Below are 19,460 nucleotides of genomic sequence, written 5' to 3' on the forward strand. Positions count from 1 at the left end.
TCTATTATATCAAATTATTCTGAATACTGCTCTCTATTATTTCATTGATAGCATATGAGAGAAAGCTTTCGGTAAATCAGTTTGCCAATATTTCCACGTATGATTACCTTCAAACTCCTCGTAATGCGTGATGAAATTTCTATCTATCAGAAGCGTATGAAGCTCACGGTTCGGCCCTACGAAATCAGATACTTGTCCATCCGTGCGCTTTACAGCTGTTTCTTCTGTTCCAATGACGTGGTAAAGTTCTAGCGCCTCCGGATTTTTGAATTCTTTCGCTAAATTCATCACTGTTTTATCCACAAATGGTGATTGCATAACAACTTTACCGAATGTATGCGGATACATAAGTGCGGTCATAAAGGAAACTGTTCCGCCAAGAGAGTCACCAATTAACACGCGACCTTTTCCCATTTGGTATGTTGGATAATTTTCATCGATATATGGCGCAAGTTCATGAGCAAGGAAACGAATATAAGCAGCGTTTTTTACTTCGTTTGGGAAATATTTTTCTTTACGATCGTGTACATTTTTATATGGAATACCGACAATAATTGTACGGTCAATTTCTTCAGTTTCACGAAGGCGCTCAATTACACGGTGTGCTTTACCAAGCTGAAAATAATCTCTGCCATCTTGTGCAATGACAACTGTATGTTTGTGCAGCGGTGTGTAATTTACCGGTAAGTAAACGAGAAGTGTAACATCTTCTTGAAGTGATGCACTATAAAATGAAATCTCTTCAATTCTCCCAATTGTTTGATTCATGTAGATCCCCCTAAATAAAAATTTACTGTAATAATTGTAAGAGCGACGCTTGTAGTGAAAAAGAAAGAAATATTCACTAATAGGTGCTTTCGTTTCTATTTTACCATAATGGTACGAAGAATCTAAAAAATTAGTATTTAAGTTAGGAAAGAAAACGGATATAATGAAGTGGGATTTTTGACAGGTGAGAGGGGAGACGGAATTTGAAACAAGAAAGGTCAATCGCGCTACCATTAGCTATTTCCATTATAGCCATTTCATTCGCAGCAGTTTTTGTAAAGATGTCCTCAGCACCATCTTCCATATTAAGTATGTATCGCTTATGGATTATTGTACTTATAATGCTGCCTATCGTTTGGAAAAAACGGGAAGAGTTTAGTAAGATTCAAATAAAAGATTGGGGATTTTTAATTGGATCTGGTTTCTTTTTAGCACTTCATTTTCTTTTATGGTTTGAATCTTTAAAACATACAACAGTTGCGAGTTCGACAATTATTTTAGCGCTTCAACCAATCGTATCTTTAGTTGGCGGTTTTTTCTTATTTAAAGAAAGAACAACATACTCAGCCATTGCGACAATGGGAATTGCGATATTAGGTGTAGTGTGTATTGGTTGGGGAGATTTAGGACTAAGTGAACAAGCAATTTATGGCGATATATTATCCTTTTTAAGTGTAATAGCAGTTGTCGGTTATTTATTTATCGGCCAAACGACAGTAAAGAAAGTATCACACTGGATTTACAGCTTTACAGTTTTTGCATTCGCAGGTATTTTTATGGGAATGTATAATATAGTACTGCAAGTGCCTTTTACAGGTTATACGAAGTGGGATTGGACCGTGTTTCTTTTACTTGCTGTTGTGCCGACAGTGTCACATGTCATTAATAATTGGTTATTAAACTACGTAAATGCAACAACAATATCGATGAGTATTTTAGGGGAACCAGTTGGAGCATCTATACTAGCATTCTTCTTACTTGGGGAAAGATTAAATGCAATGCAAATGATCGGTAGCATGCTCGTATTGTTTGGTGTGTCTGTTTTCTTATTGCAGCAACAAAAAAGAACAGCAAAAAATGTCGTAAACGAGCCTGTTTATACACAGGAATTATAATGTTAAGAGAGAAAAGAGAAGTTGTGATACTTCTCTTTTTGTTTTATAGAAATACGGGCGTAGAAGGGGGAGGGAAATGGAGTTTCTATCAAAAAAAGATGCCTGGTTATATCCGATTTTTTTCGTTATCATTGGAGCGTGTTTTGCTCCAATATTTGCAGGAAGGGAATATTTTCTTTTGTTTTTCACAATCCCATTATCTATCTTATTGATGTGGAGTTGGTTTTCAACAAAATACATTGTTGGAGAAGAAACAATTACTATTAGATCCGGTTTCGTGAAAAAGCGCATATTGATACGAGATATAAAACAAATTTTAAATACAAAAAATCCAATAGCAGCCCATGCATTGTCATTTGATCGACTTGAAATTGTTTATGGTGCACATCAAACAGAAATTATTTCTCCTAAAGATAAAGAGCAATTTATCAATCTCGTTACAAGTAAAAATCTACACATTGAAATAAAGTAAAAGAGTGGCTTCATAGCCACTCTTTTACTTTGGGTTTGTCATATAAGGTTGTACATGAATGATACATAGGTCCCTGAACTTACCTTCAGCAGTTGTAACAATTACGACTGCTCTACCTGCACTTTTTCCAGTAATCGTTACTGTATCACCTTTTGGATACAGTGTGATAACATCAGCATTCATATTTGTCCAAATAAGTTCGTTATTGGTTGCTTGTACTGGCAAAACAGTGGCGGACAACTCAGTGCTTTGGTCAGTTCTTATTTTTAACTTATTTTTTTCCATATGAACACCGATGACTGAAATAACAGAAGGAGCGATTGAAATTTTAGGTGGATTAGGTTGTATGTTCAAACAAGACGCAGAAGTATTGGTGATAGGTGAAAATTTTCGTGTTTGTTGTTGCTGGAAAGCTGCTAACATGTTGGAGTCCCCTTTCTGTATAAGTGCTGATAGTACTACTATAAAGGAGTAGTGTTACGTTTAATTTAATGAAACATAAAGAAATTGTTAAATTCGAGCAGAAGATTGTCGAACTTTGAGAAAAAAGAAAGCTCTGCTGATACGATAACAGCAGAGCTTTTCCTTTATAAATTATCACTATGTTGTTTTTCGAAATTCTCAAATTGCTCTGTAGTTTCTTTTGAAGGCTGTGTTAGTAAACTAACAATTACGATTACTAGTAAACTAATAGTAAAACCAGGAATCATTTCATATAAGAATTCTTTTAAGAATTTGAATTGCGTCCATATAATAACAGTAGCGGCACCAGAAATCATACCAGCAAGTGCGCCCCACTTCGTCATACGTTTCCAATATAAGCTTAATAAAATAGCAGGTCCGAATGAAGAGCCAAATCCAGCCCAAGCGTATCCAACAAGAGCTAAAATCGTATCATTTTGTTTAAACGCTAATGCACACCCAACTAATGCAATAACAAGAACAGCCATACGGCCGACAAATACAAGCTCTTTATCAGAAGCAGAACGTTTAAAGAAAGTACGATATAAGTCTTCCGTTACAGCACTAGAAGTAACGAGTAACTGAGATGAAATTGTACTCATAATAGCTGCTAAAATAGCTGCTAATAAAAATCCAGTAATAAGTGGGTGGAATAAAATTTTCCCCAGTTCAAGGAAAATTGTCTCTGGATTGGATAGCTTTAATCCTTTGTCTGAGTAGTATGCAATACCGATAAGACCAGTAAACATAGCTCCAACAACAGAGAAAATCATCCAGCTCATACCAATTCGTCGCGCACTTTTAATTTCTTTTACAGAAGAAATTGCCATAAAGCGTACGATAATATGTGGTTGTCCAACATAACCAAGGCCCCATGCGAATAATGAAATAATACCTAATACAGAAGTACCTTTAAAAATGTCTAATAATGTTGGATCAATTGATTTAATTGTGCTAAATGCTGGACCAAGTCCATTTACATTCATAATTGTAACAGTAGGAACAAGAATAAGAGCAATTACCATAATGATTCCTTGCACGAAGTCTGTCCAACTTACTGCTAAGAAACCACCAAATAACGTGTAAGCAACAACAACGCCAGCTACAATGAATAATCCAACGTGGTAGTTCATACCAAATGAATTTTCAAATAATACAGCACCTGAAACGAGTCCTGAAGCTACATAAAAAGTAAAGAAAATCATAATAACAAGTCCAGATACTAAGCGTAGCATATGGGATTTGTCTTGGAAACGGTGTTCCAAAAATTCTGGGATAGTAATAGAGTTGTTTGCAATTTCAGAGTAGGTACGTAAGCGAGGAGCGACATATAGCCAGTTTGCGTATGCGCCTAATGTCAGGCCGATCGCAATCCAACTACTACTTAATCCAACGCTAAACATTGCACCGGGTAACCCCATTAAAAGCCAACCACTCATATCGGATGCTCCAGCACTTAATGCCGTTACTGCGGGGCCTAGTGTACGCCCGCCAAGCATATAATCTGTTAAGTTGGACGTTCGTTTATAGGCGAAATAGCCAATCACTAACATCCCGAGCATGTAAATAGAGATAGAAGTTAAAGTTAACATCTGCGTACTCATGTAGTTCCCCTTCCTTTTGTCATGTCTTTTGATGCGTTATGCATATTTATAATCTATCATGATTATTCTGAAAAATCCATATAGAAATATGAATTTTCAGAAATGTAAGCGTTTTTTGGTATCATTTTACTTTTTTAATATATAATATTCATACAAAAAACCTTATTTTTAATAGAGTATTTATTATATTTACATAAAAAGAGGTTGTTTTGTCAATATAATATTGAAAGGAGAGAAAAATAAATTTTTTTAAAAAGTATTGACTTGTGAAAAAAGTTAAGTCTATAATGAGTGCAACTTAAAAAAATGCGAGCGTTGATGAAGAAGAGTACACATGATGAACATGTCAGAGAGCTGATGGTTGGTGCGAATCAGTATGGAATTGATGTGGAATGGGCTTCGGAGCTTCCAAACCGAAACGAAAGAAGTAGGCTTTGGCGACATGATCTCATCGATACAAGAGACACGTATTGTTTTTGATACGGTAAAGTGCGTTACGTTCGTAACGAATTAAGGTGGCACCACGGGAGTACCCGTCCTTTCTATAGGATGAGTACTCCCTTTTTGTGTATAAAAAATTAAATAAATGAAATCGTTTAAGTAAGAAGAGTACGTATATTGGAGACGTTACAGAGAGCCGGGGATAGGTGGGAGCCCGGTGCGGTGCCATATACGGAATGGGCTTACGAGAGGTATGCTGAACAATTATTTTCAGTAGGCAACCCGGGTTCCGCCGTTACAAGGATAAGGTATATATTTTGTACCTGAATAAAGCGGGATGCTTTTGCATCCAACACGAGGTGGTACCGCGGTATATTTATCGTCCTCTACATATTTTCGATATGTAGAGGACTTTTTTATTTTTCAGGATGAGGTGAAAGGCATGATGACAAAAGAGGAATTTATAAAACAGAAAGAACAAAGAAAAACATTTTTAGTAGTTATTGAAGAAGAAGGAGATAGCATTACGCCAATTTCTTTATATAGACGTATGAAAGGGAAGAAGAAATTTTTATTAGAAAGCTCACAGCTTCATCAAGATAAAGGGCGCTATTCTTACTTAGGTTGTAATCCATATGGTGAAGTGAAAAGTGCTGGTACAGAAGTGGAACGAACGATTTACGGTAGGTCAGAAAAGTTGCAAAGTAACGTACTACAAGTGTTAGAAGAAATAATCGCGTCAGCTCAAGTAGATAGTCCTTTTCCATTTTGCGGGGGAGCAGTTGGATATATTGGCTATGACGTCATTCGGCAATATGAAAACATTGGAGCAGATTTACATGATCCATTGAATATTCCAGAAGTACATCTTTTACTATACCGTGAGTTTATCGTGTATGACCACTTACGCCAAAAGTTGTCGTTTGTATATGTATGCAGGGAAGATGATTCAGCAGATTATGAAGAAGTATACGAAAGGCTGCAAGTATACAAAGAGGAAGTGCTACAGGGAAAAGAAGCGGAAGTAGCTGAAATAAAATCAACATTATCATTCACTTCTTCTATAACGGAAAGAGAATTTTGCGTGATGGTAGAAACGGCGAAAGAACATATCGGGGCCGGGGACATATTTCAAGTTGTATTATCTCAGCGTTTGCAAAGCGAATGTATTGGAGATCCATTCGCGTTATATCGAAAACTTCGAATTGCCAATCCATCACCATATATGTTTTATATCGATTTTCAAGATTATGTTGTACTCGGTTCTTCGCCAGAAAGTTTGTTATCGGTAAGGGAGGATAAAGTGATGACGAATCCAATTGCCGGTACGAGACCGAGAGGGAAAACGAAGGAGGAAGATACGGAGATTGAAAAAGAACTGTTAGAAAATGAGAAAGAGCGAGCGGAGCATATGATGCTTGTAGATCTTGGGCGAAACGATATTGGTAGAGTGAGTGAAATCGGCTCAGTTACGATAGATAAATATATGAAAGTAGAAAAATATTCTCATGTTATGCACATTGCATCTGAAGTTTACGGAACATTGCGAAAACGAATGGGCGGATTTGATGCATTAGCGTATTGCTTACCAGCGGGGACGGTATCAGGTGCTCCGAAAATTAGAGCGATGGAAATTATAAATGAGCTAGAGAATGAAAAAAGAAATGTGTACGCCGGTGCAGTTGGATACGTTAGTTTTTCAGGGAATCTTGATATGGCGCTCGCCATTCGAACGATGGTTGTAAAGGATGAAAAAGCATACGTTCAGGCAGGAGCGGGTATCGTTTACGATTCAGATCCAGTAGCTGAATATGAAGAAACATTAAATAAAGCGAGAGCGCTTTTGGAGGTAATGAAATGATTGTACTGATCGATAATTATGATTCATTCACATATAACTTGTATCAACTATTAGGCGAATACGAAGAAGAGATTGTTGTCGTAAGAAATGATCAAATAACGATAGAACAATTAGAAGAAATGAACCCAAAAGGAATTGTGCTTTCACCAGGACCAGGAAAACCAGAGGATGCTGGCATTTGTATTGAAGTGATTCATCATTTTTATAAGAACGTTCCCATATTAGGTATTTGCCTTGGTCATCAAGCAATTATATCAGCGTTTGGAGGAGAGATTGTAAGAGCAGAGCGCATTAAACACGGAAAAACATCGCGTGTGAAACATAACGGAACGTCAATCTTTTCATATGTGACGCAGCCGCTAACAGCGATGCGCTATCATTCTCTTGTTGCAGCACAAACGAGCTTGCCACAGTGTTTTGACATATTAGCGACAGCGATGGACGATGGAGAAATAATGGCAGTTCGTCACAATTATTATCCGCTCTTCGGATTACAGTTTCATCCGGAATCAATCGCGACAGAAGAAGGCGGAAAGTTAATACGTGCCTTTTTAGGCGAAGTGAAAGAGGAGGAAAGAGTATGAATAACTATCTTCGTAAATTGGTGGAGGGACAACATTTAACAGAAGAGGAAATGTATAAAGCGGGGCTTCTTTTATTAAATGAAAACATATTGGAAAGTGAAATTGCAGCTTTCCTAGTATTACTGAAAGCGAAAGGTGAAACGGCAGAAGAAATATACGGTCTCGTTCGAGCTCTCCGTGAAAAGGCATTACCGTTTTCGAACCATATACAAGGAGCGATGGACAATTGCGGGACGGGTGGTGACGGTGCCCAAACGTTTAATATTAGTACAACATCGGCATTCGTACTGGCAGGAGCTGGCGTAAAGGTTGCAAAACATGGTAATCGTGCTGTTTCTAGTAAAACAGGAAGTGCAGATTTATTAGAAGAACTCGGTGTAAATATTAGTAGTACGCCAAACGAAATTGATTATTTATTAGAGCATGTCGGAATCGCATTTTTATTCGCACCAGCGATGCATCCAGCATTAAAGCGCATTATGAAAATAAGAAAAGAATTAAACGTTCCGACGATCTTTAACTTAATTGGACCGTTAACGAATCCGGTGAATTTAGAAACACAATTTGTCGGCATTTATAAACGAGATATGTTACTACCAGTTGCGCAAGTACTACAGAAACTAGGAAGAAAACAAGCACTTGTTGTAAACGGAAGTGGGTTTTTAGATGAAGCATCATTGCAAGGAGAAAATCATGTTGTCATTTTAAAAGATAATGAAATAGTAGAAACGAGTATTGAACCTGAGAAATATGGATTCTCAATAGTGAGGAACGAAGAGATTAGAGGAGGGAATTCGAAAGAAAATGCAAAGATTACGCTCGGGATATTAAGCGGAGAAAAGAGTGTTTATCGTGATACTGTTTTATTCAATGCAGGGCTTGCTCTTTTCGCAAATGGAAAAGCAAAGACGATTGAAGAAGGAATAACACTCGCAGCACATAGCATTGACTCTGGAAAAGCATTAGCGAAACTAAACTTATTAATTGCAGCAAGTAACGAAAAATTAGAAAGGGTGAATTAAAGTGGGGACGATTTTAGACAAAATTGTAGATCAAAAGAAAAAGGAAGTTGCGGCATTATATGAAACATATACACCAGTAAAAGAAAAAAGAAAAACGCGCTCACTTGTAAAGGCTCTAGAGCAATTTACTGTCATCGCAGAAGTAAAGCGAGCATCACCATCAAAAGGAGATATTAATTTATACGTTGATGTACGAAAACAAGTGAAGACATATGAAGAATGCGGCGCTGGTGCAGTTTCTGTTTTAACAGACGGTCAATTTTTTAAAGGGTCATTTTATGATTTACAAACAGCAAGAGAAGAAAGTAACATTCCGCTTTTATGTAAAGATTTCATAATTGATAAGATTCAAATCGATAGAGCGTATGAAGCGGGAGCAGATATTATTTTACTAATTGTAGCAGCGTTAACGAAAGAGAAGTTACAAGAGCTATATAGCTACGTACTAGAAAAAGGATTAGAAGCGATTGTTGAAGTTCATGATGAACATGAATTAGAAATTGCAATTCAATTAAATCCGCACGTTATCGGTATTAACAACCGTAATTTAAAAACATTCGAAGTCGATTTAAGTCAAACAGAAAAGCTTGGAAAACGATTGAATGAGGAGAAATTACTTTGGATTAGTGAGAGCGGGATTCATTCAAAAGAAGACATAATCCGCGTTAAACGAGCTGGGGCAAAAGGTGTACTAGTTGGGGAAGCACTTATGACAGCATCTTCTATTCATACCTTTTTTGAAGATTGTAAGGTGAATATATGAAAGTGAAAATTTGCGGCATCACTGATATGGAAACAGCAAAACGTGCTTGCGAATACGGAGCAGATGCACTCGGATTTGTTTTTGCAGAAAGTAAGCGGAAAATCACTCCAAAGAGAGCGGAAGAAATCATTCAGGAGCTTCCAGCCAACGTGTTAAAAATTGGTGTTTTCGTAAATGAATCAGTAGAAATGATCCAGAAAATTGCAGATGAGTGCGGGTTAACACATGTACAACTACATGGGGATGAAGACAATTATCAAATTAGAAGATTGAATATTCCGTCTATAAAATCACTAGGAGTAACTTCAGAGAGTGATATGAAAAACGCTCAAGGGTATGAAACGGACTATATATTATTTGATAGCCCGAAGGAAAAGTTTCATGGAGGAAATGGAAAGACATTTTCTTGGGGGTTACTTGCGCATATGCCAAAAGAATTAAGAGAGAAAACGATATTAGCTGGTGGATTAAACACTCTTAATATAGAAGAAGCAATTCGAACTGTTCGGCCATATATGGTCGATGTAAGTAGCGGCGTAGAGACAGAAGGAAAGAAAGATGTAGAGAAAATAAAACAATTTATTAAAAAAGCGAAGGAGTGTTCTAAATGAATTACGCATATCCAGATGAAAAAGGTCACTACGGTATATACGGAGGACGATACGTTCCAGAAACGTTAATGCAATCTGTATTAGAACTAGAAGAAGCATATAAAGAAGCGATGCAAGATGAAGCATTTCAAAAGGAATTAAATCAATATTTAAAAACGTATGTCGGAAGAGAAACACCGCTATATTATGCTGAAAATATGACGAAGTATTGCGGTGGTGCAAAGATTTATTTAAAACGTGAAGATTTGAACCATACAGGAGCTCATAAAATTAATAATACAATCGGTCAGGCACTACTTGCAGTGCGAATGGGCAAGAAAAAAGTTGTCGCTGAAACAGGAGCTGGACAACACGGAGTTGCAACAGCTACTGTATGTGCTCTACTCGGATTAGAATGCGTCATTTTTATGGGAGAAGAAGATGTAAGACGTCAAAAATTAAATGTGTTCCGAATGGAATTACTGGGAGCGAAAGTAGAAAGTGTAGCGGCAGGTAGCGGTACATTAAAAGATGCGGTAAACGAGGCACTTCGTTACTGGGTTTCACACGTGCATGATACGCACTATATTATGGGATCTGTTCTCGGACCACATCCATTCCCGCAAATTGTTCGTGATTTCCAAAGTGTAATTGGAAATGAAACGAAAAAACAATATGAGGCGTTAGAAGGAAAGTTACCAGAAGCAGTCGTTGCTTGTATTGGCGGTGGTAGTAATGCGATGGGTATGTTTTATCCGTTCGTACATGATGAAGAAGTTGCTCTTTACGGCGTAGAAGCAGCTGGAAAAGGTGTTCATACAGAAAAGCATGCAGCAACTTTAACGAAAGGAAGCGTCGGTGTTTTACACGGATCAATGATGTATCTTCTGCAAAATGAAGAAGGTCAAATTCAAGAAGCGCACTCTATTTCAGCAGGGCTTGATTACCCGGGAGTTGGTCCAGAACATAGCTTGCTAAAAGATATTGGCCGCGTTTCTTATCATTCCATTACTGATGATGAGGCGTTAGAAGCGTTTCAGTTATTAACAAAAAAAGAAGGGATTATCCCGGCGTTAGAAAGCTCGCATGCTGTTGCATACGCATTGAAATTAGCGCCGCAAATGAAGGAAGACGAAGGACTTGTCATTTGTTTATCCGGCCGTGGTGATAAAGATGTAGAGAGTATAAAACGTTATATGGAAGAGGTGTAAAAAATGGGAGTAGAAAGAATTAAAGCAGCATTTGAAAATGGTAAGAAAGCATTTATTCCGTACGTAATGGGCGGAGATGGTGGCCTTGAAATATTAAAAGAAAGAATTCGTTTTCTAGACGAAGCGGGAGCAAGCATCGTTGAAATCGGCATCCCGTTTTCAGATCCAGTCGCAGATGGCCCAACGATTCAAAGGGCAGGGAAAAGAGCATTAGATAGCGGTGTGACAGTAAAAGGTATTTTTCAAGCATTAATAGAGGTAAGGAAAGAAGTGCAAATTCCGTTTGTACTCATGACATATTTAAATCCAGTACTTGCATTCGGGAAAGAAGGATTTATCGAGAACTGTATGGAAGCAGGGGTAGACGGTATTATCGTTCCGGATTTACCGTATGAAGAACAAGACATTATTGCTCCGTTACTTCGAAAGGCAAACATTGGGCTCATTCCACTTGTTACTGTTACGAGCCCAATTGAGCGGATCAAAAAAATTACGAGTGAATCAGAAGGATTCGTCTACGCCGTTACAGTAGCGGGCGTAACAGGCGTACGTCAAAATTTTAAAGAAGAGATTCATAGTTACTTAGAAAAAGTAAAATCACATACGCATTTACCGGTAGTGGCAGGGTTCGGTATTTCAACGAAGGAACATGTAGAAGAAATGATTACAATATGTGACGGGGTTGTCGTTGGAAGTAAAATTATTGAACTGTTAGAAAATGAAAAACGAGAAGAAATATGTGAATTCATACAGGCAACAAAACAAAAAGAAGAGGCATAAGTCTCTTCTTTTTGTTTTGTGTAATAAATGTTAAAATATACAGAAAATACATATAATTCAGAGGGTGAGAAAGCATGCTAAGACGGAAACTACTATATCTAATTCTAACTGTACCACTATACGCTTGGCTCATTAGCATGACGAAAATAGAATTGATGGCTCTATTTTTAGGATATGTATTCATCTTTTCCAACTTAAATCGCATTCAAGAACAATCTATTTTAGAAATATGTATATTTTCGATTAGTATAGAATTATTTAGTATCGTTTCGATTGTATTGTTAAATGAATTATTCCGATGGATCCACTCATTTGAATTAATGAAATTTGGGAATGTTGTATTGCAAGTCATATGTGCTTATATTGTGTTTGTTCTGTTAGACAAAATAGTCGGCCAGCAGACGGTTTTTGAGGATAATAGATAAATTGTTGTGTACTCAAAAAAGGAGCCTATGTTATTAAGATATTTTATTTTGATATGATTTTTAAAACTGAATTTGGATTTTTTATATACATAGGATTTACTATTATAGCTGCAATGCAGATTGACAATAAATTTGTTTTCCATACGTGAAAACAAATTTTGTAAGCAAAAATTCCGTTAATTTTTAAGTGATTGTTTATCATTTAAAATAATTAAATAGATAGTAGCATAAATGTATATGTAATTATTACATTCCAATTAATTACATATTGTTGTTTTGTTTGAAAAAATTACATATAATGGGTTTGTGGCAAAGCTATTATAATTAGGGAGGAATACTATGAAGAAAACTAAAGGTTTGTTTTATGCAAGTCTAGCTTTATCAATTGGTTTTACTAGTTTCATTGCTCCTACTTCTAGCTTAGCTCAAACACAAGATGCTCCAGCGATTAAAAAAACTACTGGGGAATCTAAAATTAAAGATGTTAAGAAATATGATGAAATTACAGATTTAAACGTATTATATGAGAGAGCAAAAATCAATAAACAAGATTTTAAAGACAGTCTAAAAACTTTTACTATATAGAATTAAATATTAAATTGGGAGATTGTTTTTCAACAACTTATATAGGCATAGAAAAAATTGTGATTATAGGAGGAAAACATTGAAAAAATTAATTGCTTTTTTATTAATTTTTATTCCCATTTTAGGAAGCTGCTCAAAAGAATACAGTGTTTTTTCTGGAGAAAGTCAACATTGGGCAGGAAGATATTCAGTAAACATTGATGGGAATGAAGAACATGGGAATTATGATTTTCATTATAAGAATGGTGATAAAGATACAAAATTTGAGAATTTAGAAATTAGTATTAGTAGTAAATTTGAACAGACTTCTAAAAAGGTAGAGATTCATAAGGGGGCAAATATTTTTTTATCCTCTGATTGCCAGGGATGTATGGCAACTGATAAAAATGAGAGTATAAAAGTTACCATTAAATGGAATGGTAAGAGCGAAGAAACGTTCTTGTTGAAATCAAAAAAATAAAATGTTCCAAGTACTATAGAGGGACTGAAAAAGTGATTACTTTAAAAAACAAGAATTTTTATCAAAAGTCTCTTTTTTCTTATGAAATGGGTTTTTTCGGTGCCCTCGTACTATAACGCCTAATTTTTTCATGAATAGCTGTAGTAATAAATTATTCAATTGTGTTTTTATAGGGACGTTGCAACCAACTTACAAACTCTTTTAGTCTCATATGTTTGAGATTTTTCCTAGTTTCTTGTATATATATAAGAAATATTACTTTAATGCATAACAGTACGTTTTCTATGTGTTCCTACTGGCCTCTGTATAATCCAAATACTTAATGCATTATCGCAAAAATACCTTCTTTATCTACTCATATGTACCTTTTCCTATATTCTGGTATTAACTCTTGTACACAAATCTTCCTTCCTGAAATTTTTGTACTCGGTCAACTGACCTCAATAACCCTTTTGCTGTGAGTTACTTCTTTGTCTCAAAAACTAATATATGTTCTTTTAACAGGGGATACATAATAAATAATCTCTTTCATTATAATATGTTTAATCACTCGTCTTCTTTTGTGAATCTGTTATAAAAATTTGAAAAATATTTCATCTGTTATATAATAGTTAAAAATTGTATTTTAAACGAAATGAGATGATAACATGGCCATATTGTTGGCACTTATCCCAATTATGATGATTTTCATTTGTTTATTTTTATTTAAACAAACGTCATTAAGGTCCTCGTTAATTTCTTATGCTGTGTCTGTTGGAATCGTTTTACTCTCGCCAATGTTTCAATTAGGGATAAGTGAAACTGTGCACGCAACGATTAAAGGATGGTTAATTTGTTTTATTGTCGGGTACGTTTTATTTTTCGGTATTTTTTTATTTCACCTCATGAACAAAATGGGGTACATCGACCAAGTAGCGCGTTTTTTAGAAGAAGTGACGCAAGATCGTTTATTACAAATGCTTCTTATGTGTTTTGGCATTTGCCCACTAATTGAATCAGTAAGTGGATTTGGAATCGGCTTTATGGTTGCAGCACCTATTTTTCTTTCATTAGGTTATAAACCGTTTCAAGCTGTACTGCTCTCGTTTATCGGCTTACTAGCTAGTTCATGGGGGGCAATGGCAACTGGTACGATTATCGGTTCCCAGCTTATCAATATGCCGCTTACAACACTTGGCACAAATACGGCACTATTAAGCATTCCGATGTTTGCCTATTTCGTCATTCTTTCTTTACATGTTGTTGGCGGCTGGCAGGCGGTTATTGAAAAGTGGAAGGAAGGATTCGGTTTCTTTCTATTATTTTCTCTCGGAATCTATCTTTCTAACGCATACGTAAGCGTGGAACTAGCAGGTATATTAAGTTCTATCGTTACCATTACATTTGGCTTTCTTATCATTAAATTAAAGGGCAAAAACGAACAAAATCTAATGACAGAACATGCTGCAGCAACGGAGAGAGAAGTATCCATTATAAAAATTATTAGCCCTTATATATTCTTAACCGTTTGTATTTTACTTTCTCGCCTCGTTCCAGCATTACATGATTTGTTCCGGTCATATGCCGTTCTTGATTTAAAATCATACTCTTATAAACTGGAGCTACTATATTCACCAGGATTTTGGCTCGGTATGACTTGCTTATTTACTATTATTTTCTTCCGTATTCCATCTCATATTATGAAACAATCAATCACGCAAACAATAAAACAATGGATTCCCTTTGCGATTACGACGACAATGTTTATCGCCATTTCAGAACTAATGGGTGCATCTGGCATGCATTCATTACTAGCAAAAACAGCTGGTGACACATTTGGAACATTTTTCGTTTTCGTTGCTCCGTTTATCGGTGGTATCGGTGGCTTTTTAACAGGTAGTAATGCAGGATCAAATGCGATGTTTATAAAACTACAAATGCAAACTGCGCAAAACGTAGCACTTCCATGGCAATACGTCACAACGCTTCAAAACACCGCGTCATCAGTAGCGACAATTGCTTGCCCGTCACGGATTACACTAGGGGCGTATTTATGTAACATTCCTTATCGTGAAAATGAATTGTTAAAGAAGACGACGTTAATGATCTTTGGTGCAATTTTGCTAGTAGTGGTAGAGGTTATTGTTTGGTATATGTTGAGAAATTAAAAATCCTCCTAACATAGGAGGATTTTCTTTATGATTGGATAATGTTTTAAATATGAAAAGCTTCTATTAAATGAATAGGAGATGAAATGTATGCCCTTAAAAAATTATGGTGTGTTAAAAGGTACCGTTATACAATCTAAAATCGGAAAAGGGAAAACTCCTCATTATCAAGTTCATTTACAAGGTGAAGCAGAAGTAGATTATCGCATTGCAATTAACGTGAAATCGCAAAGCTATCCGTCGGAAGTTTTATATTTTGCAAGTAGTGATATTCGGTCAGAGTCAATTCACATTTTACCGACACTACCATTTGGTTTTACAGAAATAAAAAACAATGAACCGAAAGTAGCTTTAGATTATGTAAGAGGTAATTTATTTGATTCGAAGCAAATGATTCCTTTACCTGCTGAAAAAGCAGGAGTAGACAATGATTTAAATGAAAAAATAGAACATTATATAAAACGAGCGATAGAAGAAAAAGCAATTATTTATGCGTTCGGTGAAAGATGGGGGCCAGAAGAAAATACACCTGATTCTTATTTTCATTTTGAACCAGGAAACGGGATACACGATATTCATATGAATCAAGGAAATGTAGAGAAATGGAAAGGTGATAATGGTATATGGCAAGACGGAGGAATACTCATTCATTTTGAAAAGGAAGAAGAATGGATCGGTATCTTTCTTGCCTTCCAGTCGCAATCATGGTGTACGGATGAAGAGGGACATGCTCGTGTGCCGGTTGAGCATTGTGATTATACAAGTAAGAGGTAGTTTGTTACAAATGGAAAGGCCATCGTAAGTTAGATGGCCTTTCCATTTGTAATACAATTATTTACAATTGAGTGTATCTTGATATAATTGAATAGTCAGAAAAAAGGAGGGTGAAAATGAAAGGAAGTAAACCGAAAGTTCTAATACTTGGATCATGCCATATGAGCGAGTATGAAGAATTATTGTCGGATAAGAGGCAAGCTGAAATTAGAGAACTTGTTTCTATCGTTCAAAAATTCGAGCCAACAAAAATTGCAGTTGAAAGTATTACAGATAAGCAGAATAAATTAAATGAAGATTTTAAACAGTATAAGTTAGGTGTATACGAATTGGCATTACATGAAATAGATCAAATTGGCTTTAGAATGGCAGCAAACTTAAAGCATAAACAAGTATATGCAATCGATTGGATGGGAGGGAATGATGTTACTGATGTTTGGGATGTACATAAATGGGGGAAAGAAAATCAACCAGATCTATTTGAAGAAATATTTACTTTGGTACCAGAAATAAATTTAGTTGATACTAAAAGTGTTCTAGAGTTTTATCAGGAAATGAATAATCAAGAAGTATTTAATAAGCTGCATAAGTTATATGTAAATATGGCACGTATCGGTGATTTCGGTCATTATGTTGGGATGGAATGGTTAACGTGGTGGTACAAGAGAAATTTAATTATGTATTCGAATATCGTTCGCTTAATTGAATCACCTGAGGAGCGTATTTTATTTATAGTTGGTGTGTCGCATTGTTCGATTGTTGCTAGATTCCTTGAAGAAGGAGAGAATTGTGAGGTCGTATTAGCAGATAAATATCTGTATGAAGAACATGTATTTAAATAAAAGGGTATCCAGTTGTAATTGGATACCCTTTTATTTAAATAGAACGCCCTCCTCTTATTTTATAAAACCCAAAACTAACAAGTGTAGAAATACAAGAGAACAGCAGTGCCACACTAGAAAACGCAATGAGATACATATTATACTTCATCACTTTGCTAATTAAATGGTTACTGTCGTACTGAAACAGCCCTGCTATTATATTGAATAAAAATAACACGATAAACATGACGATGACACCGTCTATTGATCCTTTAATGTCTGGTTTACTTAAAGCGATATGTGCAGAAATACAAATGGCGATAAATAAAAATAGCCAAAAGGAAGGATTCAATACATTACTTATTGTAAATAAGCTCTTTAATAATACGAACGTCGACAAGAGCATGTTTTGCACCATTTCTACATTAATAGAAGTAGTAGCGATTGTTTTTTCGAGAGTTGTATTAAATAAGAAATATGAATCTGGTACGAAATAGCGCATTAAAAGGATTAATGCCGTAATACCGGAAATAATAGGTCCTATTCCAATAAAGAAATTCCCGATTCGTTGATATACACTTTTTTGATTGTACTGATGTTGTACGTAGCCTAAAGCGCCTTGGCTTGTATCTGTTGGGAAAAACTGCGTTGCTACAATTTTATGACGAAATAGTACACACATAATGGCATGTCCAAGTTCGTGAATCGGAACACCGATCCAAGCTGTTAAAAGGAAGCCTTTTCTTCCGAAAGCTCTCGACCAATACATGCGCGTGAGAGATTCTAAATAGCCTAATAGAAATCCAATTACAATGATAACGCCAATTAAAGAAAATAATTGGATTACGCTTGTAAGGAGTATTTGAAAAATTGAGTTTACCAATTCCATTTTCAGTCATCCAATCTGTTAAAAACGTTATTCGTTCTGTTTCATAATAGCATTATTTTTCAAGATTGCTAGCACATATATTTCTTTTGAAAGAAGGATTTCAGAATCTGTTTCTTGTAGTCATGTTTTATGTACAAAGTCATATATTGAATTTGTAACACCCTATATGGTATTTGCTTAAGGGGGGGAATGCGAGAATGAAATGTCCGGCGTGTCATACGGAAAATACAGCAGAGGCAAAATTTTGCGGGAATTGTGGACATTCGTTAACAGAGGGTGCAGTAGCGAGTAGTTCACAGGAAGAAGGCGAGCAACAAGTACGCGTAGCACAAGCGAAGGAAACTCGTCCGAATGAAACGGTAGAGAAAGCGAAGCGATTTGCGAGTGGGTATTTTCAGTTTTTTAAACATGCTTTCAAAGCACCGACAGCGATTATGAAAAGTGGCAAGGTTGAAGTACGAAATGGAATTGTAAGTCTTGTTCTTATTTGTTTTTTAGGGGCATGTATTTTTTATAGAATGATGAGTGCTGCAGCAGCTGTTACGAAAACATTTGCACCAGATATACCTACTCCTACATTCTTTTTGGACTCTGTAACGGTCTTTTTATTTTTACTCATTTTAACTTTATTTGTCGGATTTATTATTTTTGTCAGTGGGAAGATGATGAAATCATCTTTTTCGTTTCTTGAAGTATTCGGTATATGGGGAACGATAGCGACTCCGGCAATTGCGATATTAGTTCTTTCTTTTCTGTTTAGCTTTTTATTAATCTTTTTCTTACCAATCTTATTAGGGCTGGCTACAACGTATATGTCAATTAGTATAATTGTCGCTATAGTAAAGCTAGATAACGGCGGATTAGACCTTATTTATACACTTCTTATCGCAAATGTTTTAATCGGAATTGCAACATTCATTGTACTGTGGTCTTACATTAGCACGATCATTCAAACCTTTACACAGGGATTCACTGGCTTCTAAAGAAAAGGTGGTTGAATAGATGGATGTATGTACAAAGTGTGGGACTCAATTTGAAGATTGAATCTTATAATGTTGAACTGAATAAATCAAGAGAATAGAACATATGAAAAAGGTACAGTGCGTAACTGTACCTTTTTTATGGTTATTTATCTGAACCAGGATCCCTTGAGAAAAAGATGTGAAAGAGAAATGTGACTTTACTGGATCCCCCTGATGTACTAGCTTGTATATGTGATAAAGGACCAGACGTTAGGGCTGCCTCGGAATGGGGTGGTACGACTATTTTGAGCGCATGATCTGATTCTGGTGAAGCAATAACAGTAATTGTATCATCAGAGAAGTTTATAATTTTAACAGAACCGACTGGAAAGATGGACTTGCCAGCATGTGATGCTGAAGCGAATTGGGTAGCTTTCCAAATATCTTGCGCAAATGTATCATCGTTAGATAACCAAGCACGAGCGCTATATATTGTTGCATTAATGGAAAATTCTTGGTCAAGTGAGACGGCGGGTTTCGGTTCTTTTGGTTCTTGCGGTTCATCTGGAAGCTGGGCGAGAAGGCCGGCGCACATATATTTCACCTACTTTCAATAGTAACTGTTATAGCATATTAAACATGTTGTTTATAAGGCACGACGGTTACCTATTTAGGCATAGGTTTGTGCACTAAATTTGAAGATGAAATTCTCTTTCTTTACAAT

At 36.0% G+C, this 19,460-nt stretch carries 21 protein-coding genes and 2 other annotated features; of the genes, 16 read left to right on the plus strand and 5 right to left on the minus strand.

What is annotated here, in order from left to right:
* Window positions 1-36: 36 nt before the first annotated feature.
* Window positions 37-768 carry an alpha/beta hydrolase gene (locus tag MR070_RS16895; RefSeq protein ID WP_242261660.1) on the minus strand — a complete coding sequence of 244 codons (732 nt, stop codon included), beginning with the start codon at window positions 766-768 and terminating at the stop codon, window positions 37-39.
* Between the two features lie 203 nt (window positions 769-971).
* Here MR070_RS16895 and MR070_RS16900 point away from each other — a divergent pair, with 203 nt between their 5' ends.
* Both MR070_RS16900 and MR070_RS16905 read left to right on the plus strand, forming a co-directional pair.
* Window positions 972-1,883 (plus strand): DMT family transporter, encoded by a 912-nt coding sequence (locus tag MR070_RS16900; RefSeq protein ID WP_242261661.1) that lies wholly within the window; start codon window positions 972-974, stop codon window positions 1,881-1,883.
* Between the two features lie 76 nt (window positions 1,884-1,959).
* Window positions 1,960-2,355, plus strand: coding sequence for a PH domain-containing protein (locus tag MR070_RS16905; RefSeq protein WP_242261662.1), 396 nt, complete (start codon window positions 1,960-1,962; stop codon window positions 2,353-2,355).
* Window positions 2,356-2,379: 24 nt separating this feature from the next.
* On the opposite strand, the gene MR070_RS16910 is transcribed toward MR070_RS16905, so the two are convergent.
* Together MR070_RS16910 and putP are read right to left on the minus strand one after the other, a co-directional pair.
* Window positions 2,380-2,778 (minus strand): Ig-like domain-containing protein, encoded by a 399-nt coding sequence (locus tag MR070_RS16910; protein ID WP_242261663.1) that lies wholly within the window; start codon window positions 2,776-2,778, stop codon window positions 2,380-2,382.
* 164 nt (window positions 2,779-2,942) lie between these two features.
* Window positions 2,943-4,421 (minus strand): sodium/proline symporter PutP, encoded by a 1,479-nt coding sequence (gene putP / locus MR070_RS16915; protein WP_242261664.1) that lies wholly within the window; start codon window positions 4,419-4,421, stop codon window positions 2,943-2,945.
* A 306-nt stretch (window positions 4,422-4,727) separates the two neighbouring features.
* Window positions 4,728-4,965 (plus strand) — a binding site (T-box leader).
* Window positions 4,966-5,007: 42 nt separating this feature from the next.
* Window positions 5,008-5,252 (plus strand) — a binding site (T-box leader).
* Between the two features lie 52 nt (window positions 5,253-5,304).
* Here putP and trpE point away from each other — a divergent pair.
* The 13 genes from trpE to MR070_RS16980 all read left to right on the plus strand — a co-directional run bounded on the left by trpE (window position 5,305) and on the right by MR070_RS16980 (window position 16,906).
* Window positions 5,305-6,723, plus strand: a complete 1,419-nt coding sequence (trpE, locus tag MR070_RS16920) for an anthranilate synthase component I (RefSeq protein WP_242261665.1) — start codon at window positions 5,305-5,307, stop codon at window positions 6,721-6,723.
* Window positions 6,720-7,307, plus strand: coding sequence for an aminodeoxychorismate/anthranilate synthase component II (locus tag MR070_RS16925; protein ID WP_000636349.1), 588 nt, complete (start codon window positions 6,720-6,722; stop codon window positions 7,305-7,307). Before trpE ends, MR070_RS16925 begins: the two co-directional genes overlap by 4 nt.
* Window positions 7,304-8,329, plus strand: coding sequence for an anthranilate phosphoribosyltransferase (gene trpD, locus MR070_RS16930; RefSeq protein WP_242261666.1), 1,026 nt, complete (start codon window positions 7,304-7,306; stop codon window positions 8,327-8,329). The genes MR070_RS16925 and trpD overlap by 4 nt, the downstream gene beginning before the upstream one ends.
* A gap of 1 nt (window position 8,330) precedes the next feature.
* The gene (gene trpC, locus MR070_RS16935) at window positions 8,331-9,092 is read left to right on the plus strand and encodes an indole-3-glycerol phosphate synthase TrpC (RefSeq protein WP_242261667.1); all 762 of its coding nucleotides are present in this window, start codon (window positions 8,331-8,333) and stop codon (window positions 9,090-9,092) included.
* Window positions 9,089-9,703 (plus strand): N-(5'phosphoribosyl)anthranilate isomerase, encoded by a 615-nt coding sequence (trpF, locus tag MR070_RS16940; RefSeq protein WP_242261668.1) that lies wholly within the window; start codon window positions 9,089-9,091, stop codon window positions 9,701-9,703. Before trpC ends, trpF begins: the two co-directional genes overlap by 4 nt.
* The gene (gene trpB / locus MR070_RS16945; protein ID WP_242261669.1) at window positions 9,700-10,893 is read left to right on the plus strand and encodes a tryptophan synthase subunit beta; all 1,194 of its coding nucleotides are present in this window, start codon (window positions 9,700-9,702) and stop codon (window positions 10,891-10,893) included. The genes trpF and trpB overlap by 4 nt, the downstream gene beginning before the upstream one ends.
* A gap of 3 nt (window positions 10,894-10,896) precedes the next feature.
* Window positions 10,897-11,673 carry a tryptophan synthase subunit alpha gene (gene trpA / locus MR070_RS16950; protein WP_242261670.1) on the plus strand — a complete coding sequence of 259 codons (777 nt, stop codon included), beginning with the start codon at window positions 10,897-10,899 and terminating at the stop codon, window positions 11,671-11,673.
* A gap of 74 nt (window positions 11,674-11,747) precedes the next feature.
* Window positions 11,748-12,098: a DUF4029 domain-containing protein gene (locus MR070_RS16955; protein WP_242261671.1), complete on the plus strand. Its 351-nt coding sequence runs from the start codon at window positions 11,748-11,750 to the stop codon at window positions 12,096-12,098.
* Window positions 12,099-12,437: 339 nt separating this feature from the next.
* Window positions 12,438-12,683 (plus strand): hypothetical protein, encoded by a 246-nt coding sequence (locus MR070_RS16960; RefSeq protein WP_044792744.1) that lies wholly within the window; start codon window positions 12,438-12,440, stop codon window positions 12,681-12,683.
* 79 nt (window positions 12,684-12,762) lie between these two features.
* Complete coding sequence (locus MR070_RS16965; protein WP_242261672.1) at window positions 12,763-13,143, plus strand: hypothetical protein; 381 nt, start codon at window positions 12,763-12,765, stop codon at window positions 13,141-13,143.
* A gap of 647 nt (window positions 13,144-13,790) precedes the next feature.
* On the plus strand, window positions 13,791-15,290 hold the full coding sequence (locus MR070_RS16970) for an L-lactate permease (RefSeq protein ID WP_242261673.1): 1,500 nt from the start codon (window positions 13,791-13,793) through the stop codon (window positions 15,288-15,290).
* Window positions 15,291-15,380: 90 nt separating this feature from the next.
* Window positions 15,381-16,064 (plus strand): DUF2278 family protein, encoded by a 684-nt coding sequence (locus MR070_RS16975; protein WP_242261674.1) that lies wholly within the window; start codon window positions 15,381-15,383, stop codon window positions 16,062-16,064.
* 116 nt (window positions 16,065-16,180) lie between these two features.
* Window positions 16,181-16,906 (plus strand): DUF5694 domain-containing protein, encoded by a 726-nt coding sequence (locus MR070_RS16980; protein ID WP_242261675.1) that lies wholly within the window; start codon window positions 16,181-16,183, stop codon window positions 16,904-16,906.
* Window positions 16,907-16,940: 34 nt separating this feature from the next.
* Here MR070_RS16980 and MR070_RS16985 read toward each other — a convergent pair whose 3' ends face one another.
* The gene (locus tag MR070_RS16985; protein WP_242261676.1) at window positions 16,941-17,774 is read right to left on the minus strand and encodes a hypothetical protein; all 834 of its coding nucleotides are present in this window, start codon (window positions 17,772-17,774) and stop codon (window positions 16,941-16,943) included.
* 197 nt (window positions 17,775-17,971) lie between these two features.
* Here MR070_RS16985 and MR070_RS16990 point away from each other — a divergent pair, with 197 nt between their 5' ends.
* On the plus strand, window positions 17,972-18,757 hold the full coding sequence (locus MR070_RS16990; protein WP_044792755.1) for a zinc ribbon domain-containing protein: 786 nt from the start codon (window positions 17,972-17,974) through the stop codon (window positions 18,755-18,757).
* A 142-nt stretch (window positions 18,758-18,899) separates the two neighbouring features.
* Here the strand turns inward: MR070_RS16990 and MR070_RS16995 are convergent, their stop codons facing one another.
* Entirely contained in the window at window positions 18,900-19,331 is a 432-nt protein-coding gene (locus MR070_RS16995; protein WP_000332405.1) for a hypothetical protein, read from the minus strand.
* Window positions 19,332-19,460 lie beyond the last annotated feature (129 nt).

This window comes from Bacillus cereus group sp. BfR-BA-01453, assembly GCF_022662915.1.
GTDB classification, from domain to species: Bacteria; Bacillota; Bacilli; order Bacillales; family Bacillaceae_G; genus Bacillus_A; species Bacillus_A paranthracis.

Excerpts from the sequence above, each read along its gene's own strand:
- MR070_RS16910 (WP_242261663.1), bottom strand. The coding sequence starts at position 2,778 with ATGTTAGCAGCTTTCCAGCAACAACAAACACGAAAATTTTCACCTATC.
- MR070_RS16895 (WP_242261660.1), bottom strand. The coding sequence starts at position 768 with ATGAATCAAACAATTGGGAGAATTGAAGAGATTTCATTTTATAGTGCA.
- trpF (WP_242261668.1), top strand. The coding sequence starts at position 9,089 with ATGAAAGTGAAAATTTGCGGCATCACTGATATGGAAACAGCAAAACGT.
- MR070_RS16960 (WP_044792744.1), top strand. The coding sequence starts at position 12,438 with ATGAAGAAAACTAAAGGTTTGTTTTATGCAAGTCTAGCTTTATCAATT.
- MR070_RS16980 (WP_242261675.1), top strand. The coding sequence starts at position 16,181 with ATGAAAGGAAGTAAACCGAAAGTTCTAATACTTGGATCATGCCATATG.
- MR070_RS16970 (WP_242261673.1), top strand. The coding sequence starts at position 13,791 with ATGGCCATATTGTTGGCACTTATCCCAATTATGATGATTTTCATTTGT.
- MR070_RS16995 (WP_000332405.1), bottom strand. The coding sequence starts at position 19,331 with ATGTGCGCCGGCCTTCTCGCCCAGCTTCCAGATGAACCGCAAGAACCA.
- MR070_RS16975 (WP_242261674.1), top strand. The coding sequence starts at position 15,381 with ATGCCCTTAAAAAATTATGGTGTGTTAAAAGGTACCGTTATACAATCT.
- MR070_RS16905 (WP_242261662.1), top strand. The coding sequence starts at position 1,960 with ATGGAGTTTCTATCAAAAAAAGATGCCTGGTTATATCCGATTTTTTTC.
- MR070_RS16990 (WP_044792755.1), top strand. The coding sequence starts at position 17,972 with ATGAAATGTCCGGCGTGTCATACGGAAAATACAGCAGAGGCAAAATTT.
- MR070_RS16985 (WP_242261676.1), bottom strand. The coding sequence starts at position 17,774 with ATGGAATTGGTAAACTCAATTTTTCAAATACTCCTTACAAGCGTAATC.
- trpB (WP_242261669.1), top strand. The coding sequence starts at position 9,700 with ATGAATTACGCATATCCAGATGAAAAAGGTCACTACGGTATATACGGA.
- MR070_RS16955 (WP_242261671.1), top strand. The coding sequence starts at position 11,748 with ATGCTAAGACGGAAACTACTATATCTAATTCTAACTGTACCACTATAC.
- MR070_RS16925 (WP_000636349.1), top strand. The coding sequence starts at position 6,720 with ATGATTGTACTGATCGATAATTATGATTCATTCACATATAACTTGTAT.
- putP (WP_242261664.1), bottom strand. The coding sequence starts at position 4,421 with ATGAGTACGCAGATGTTAACTTTAACTTCTATCTCTATTTACATGCTC.
- trpD (WP_242261666.1), top strand. The coding sequence starts at position 7,304 with ATGAATAACTATCTTCGTAAATTGGTGGAGGGACAACATTTAACAGAA.
- trpA (WP_242261670.1), top strand. The coding sequence starts at position 10,897 with ATGGGAGTAGAAAGAATTAAAGCAGCATTTGAAAATGGTAAGAAAGCA.
- trpE (WP_242261665.1), top strand. The coding sequence starts at position 5,305 with ATGATGACAAAAGAGGAATTTATAAAACAGAAAGAACAAAGAAAAACA.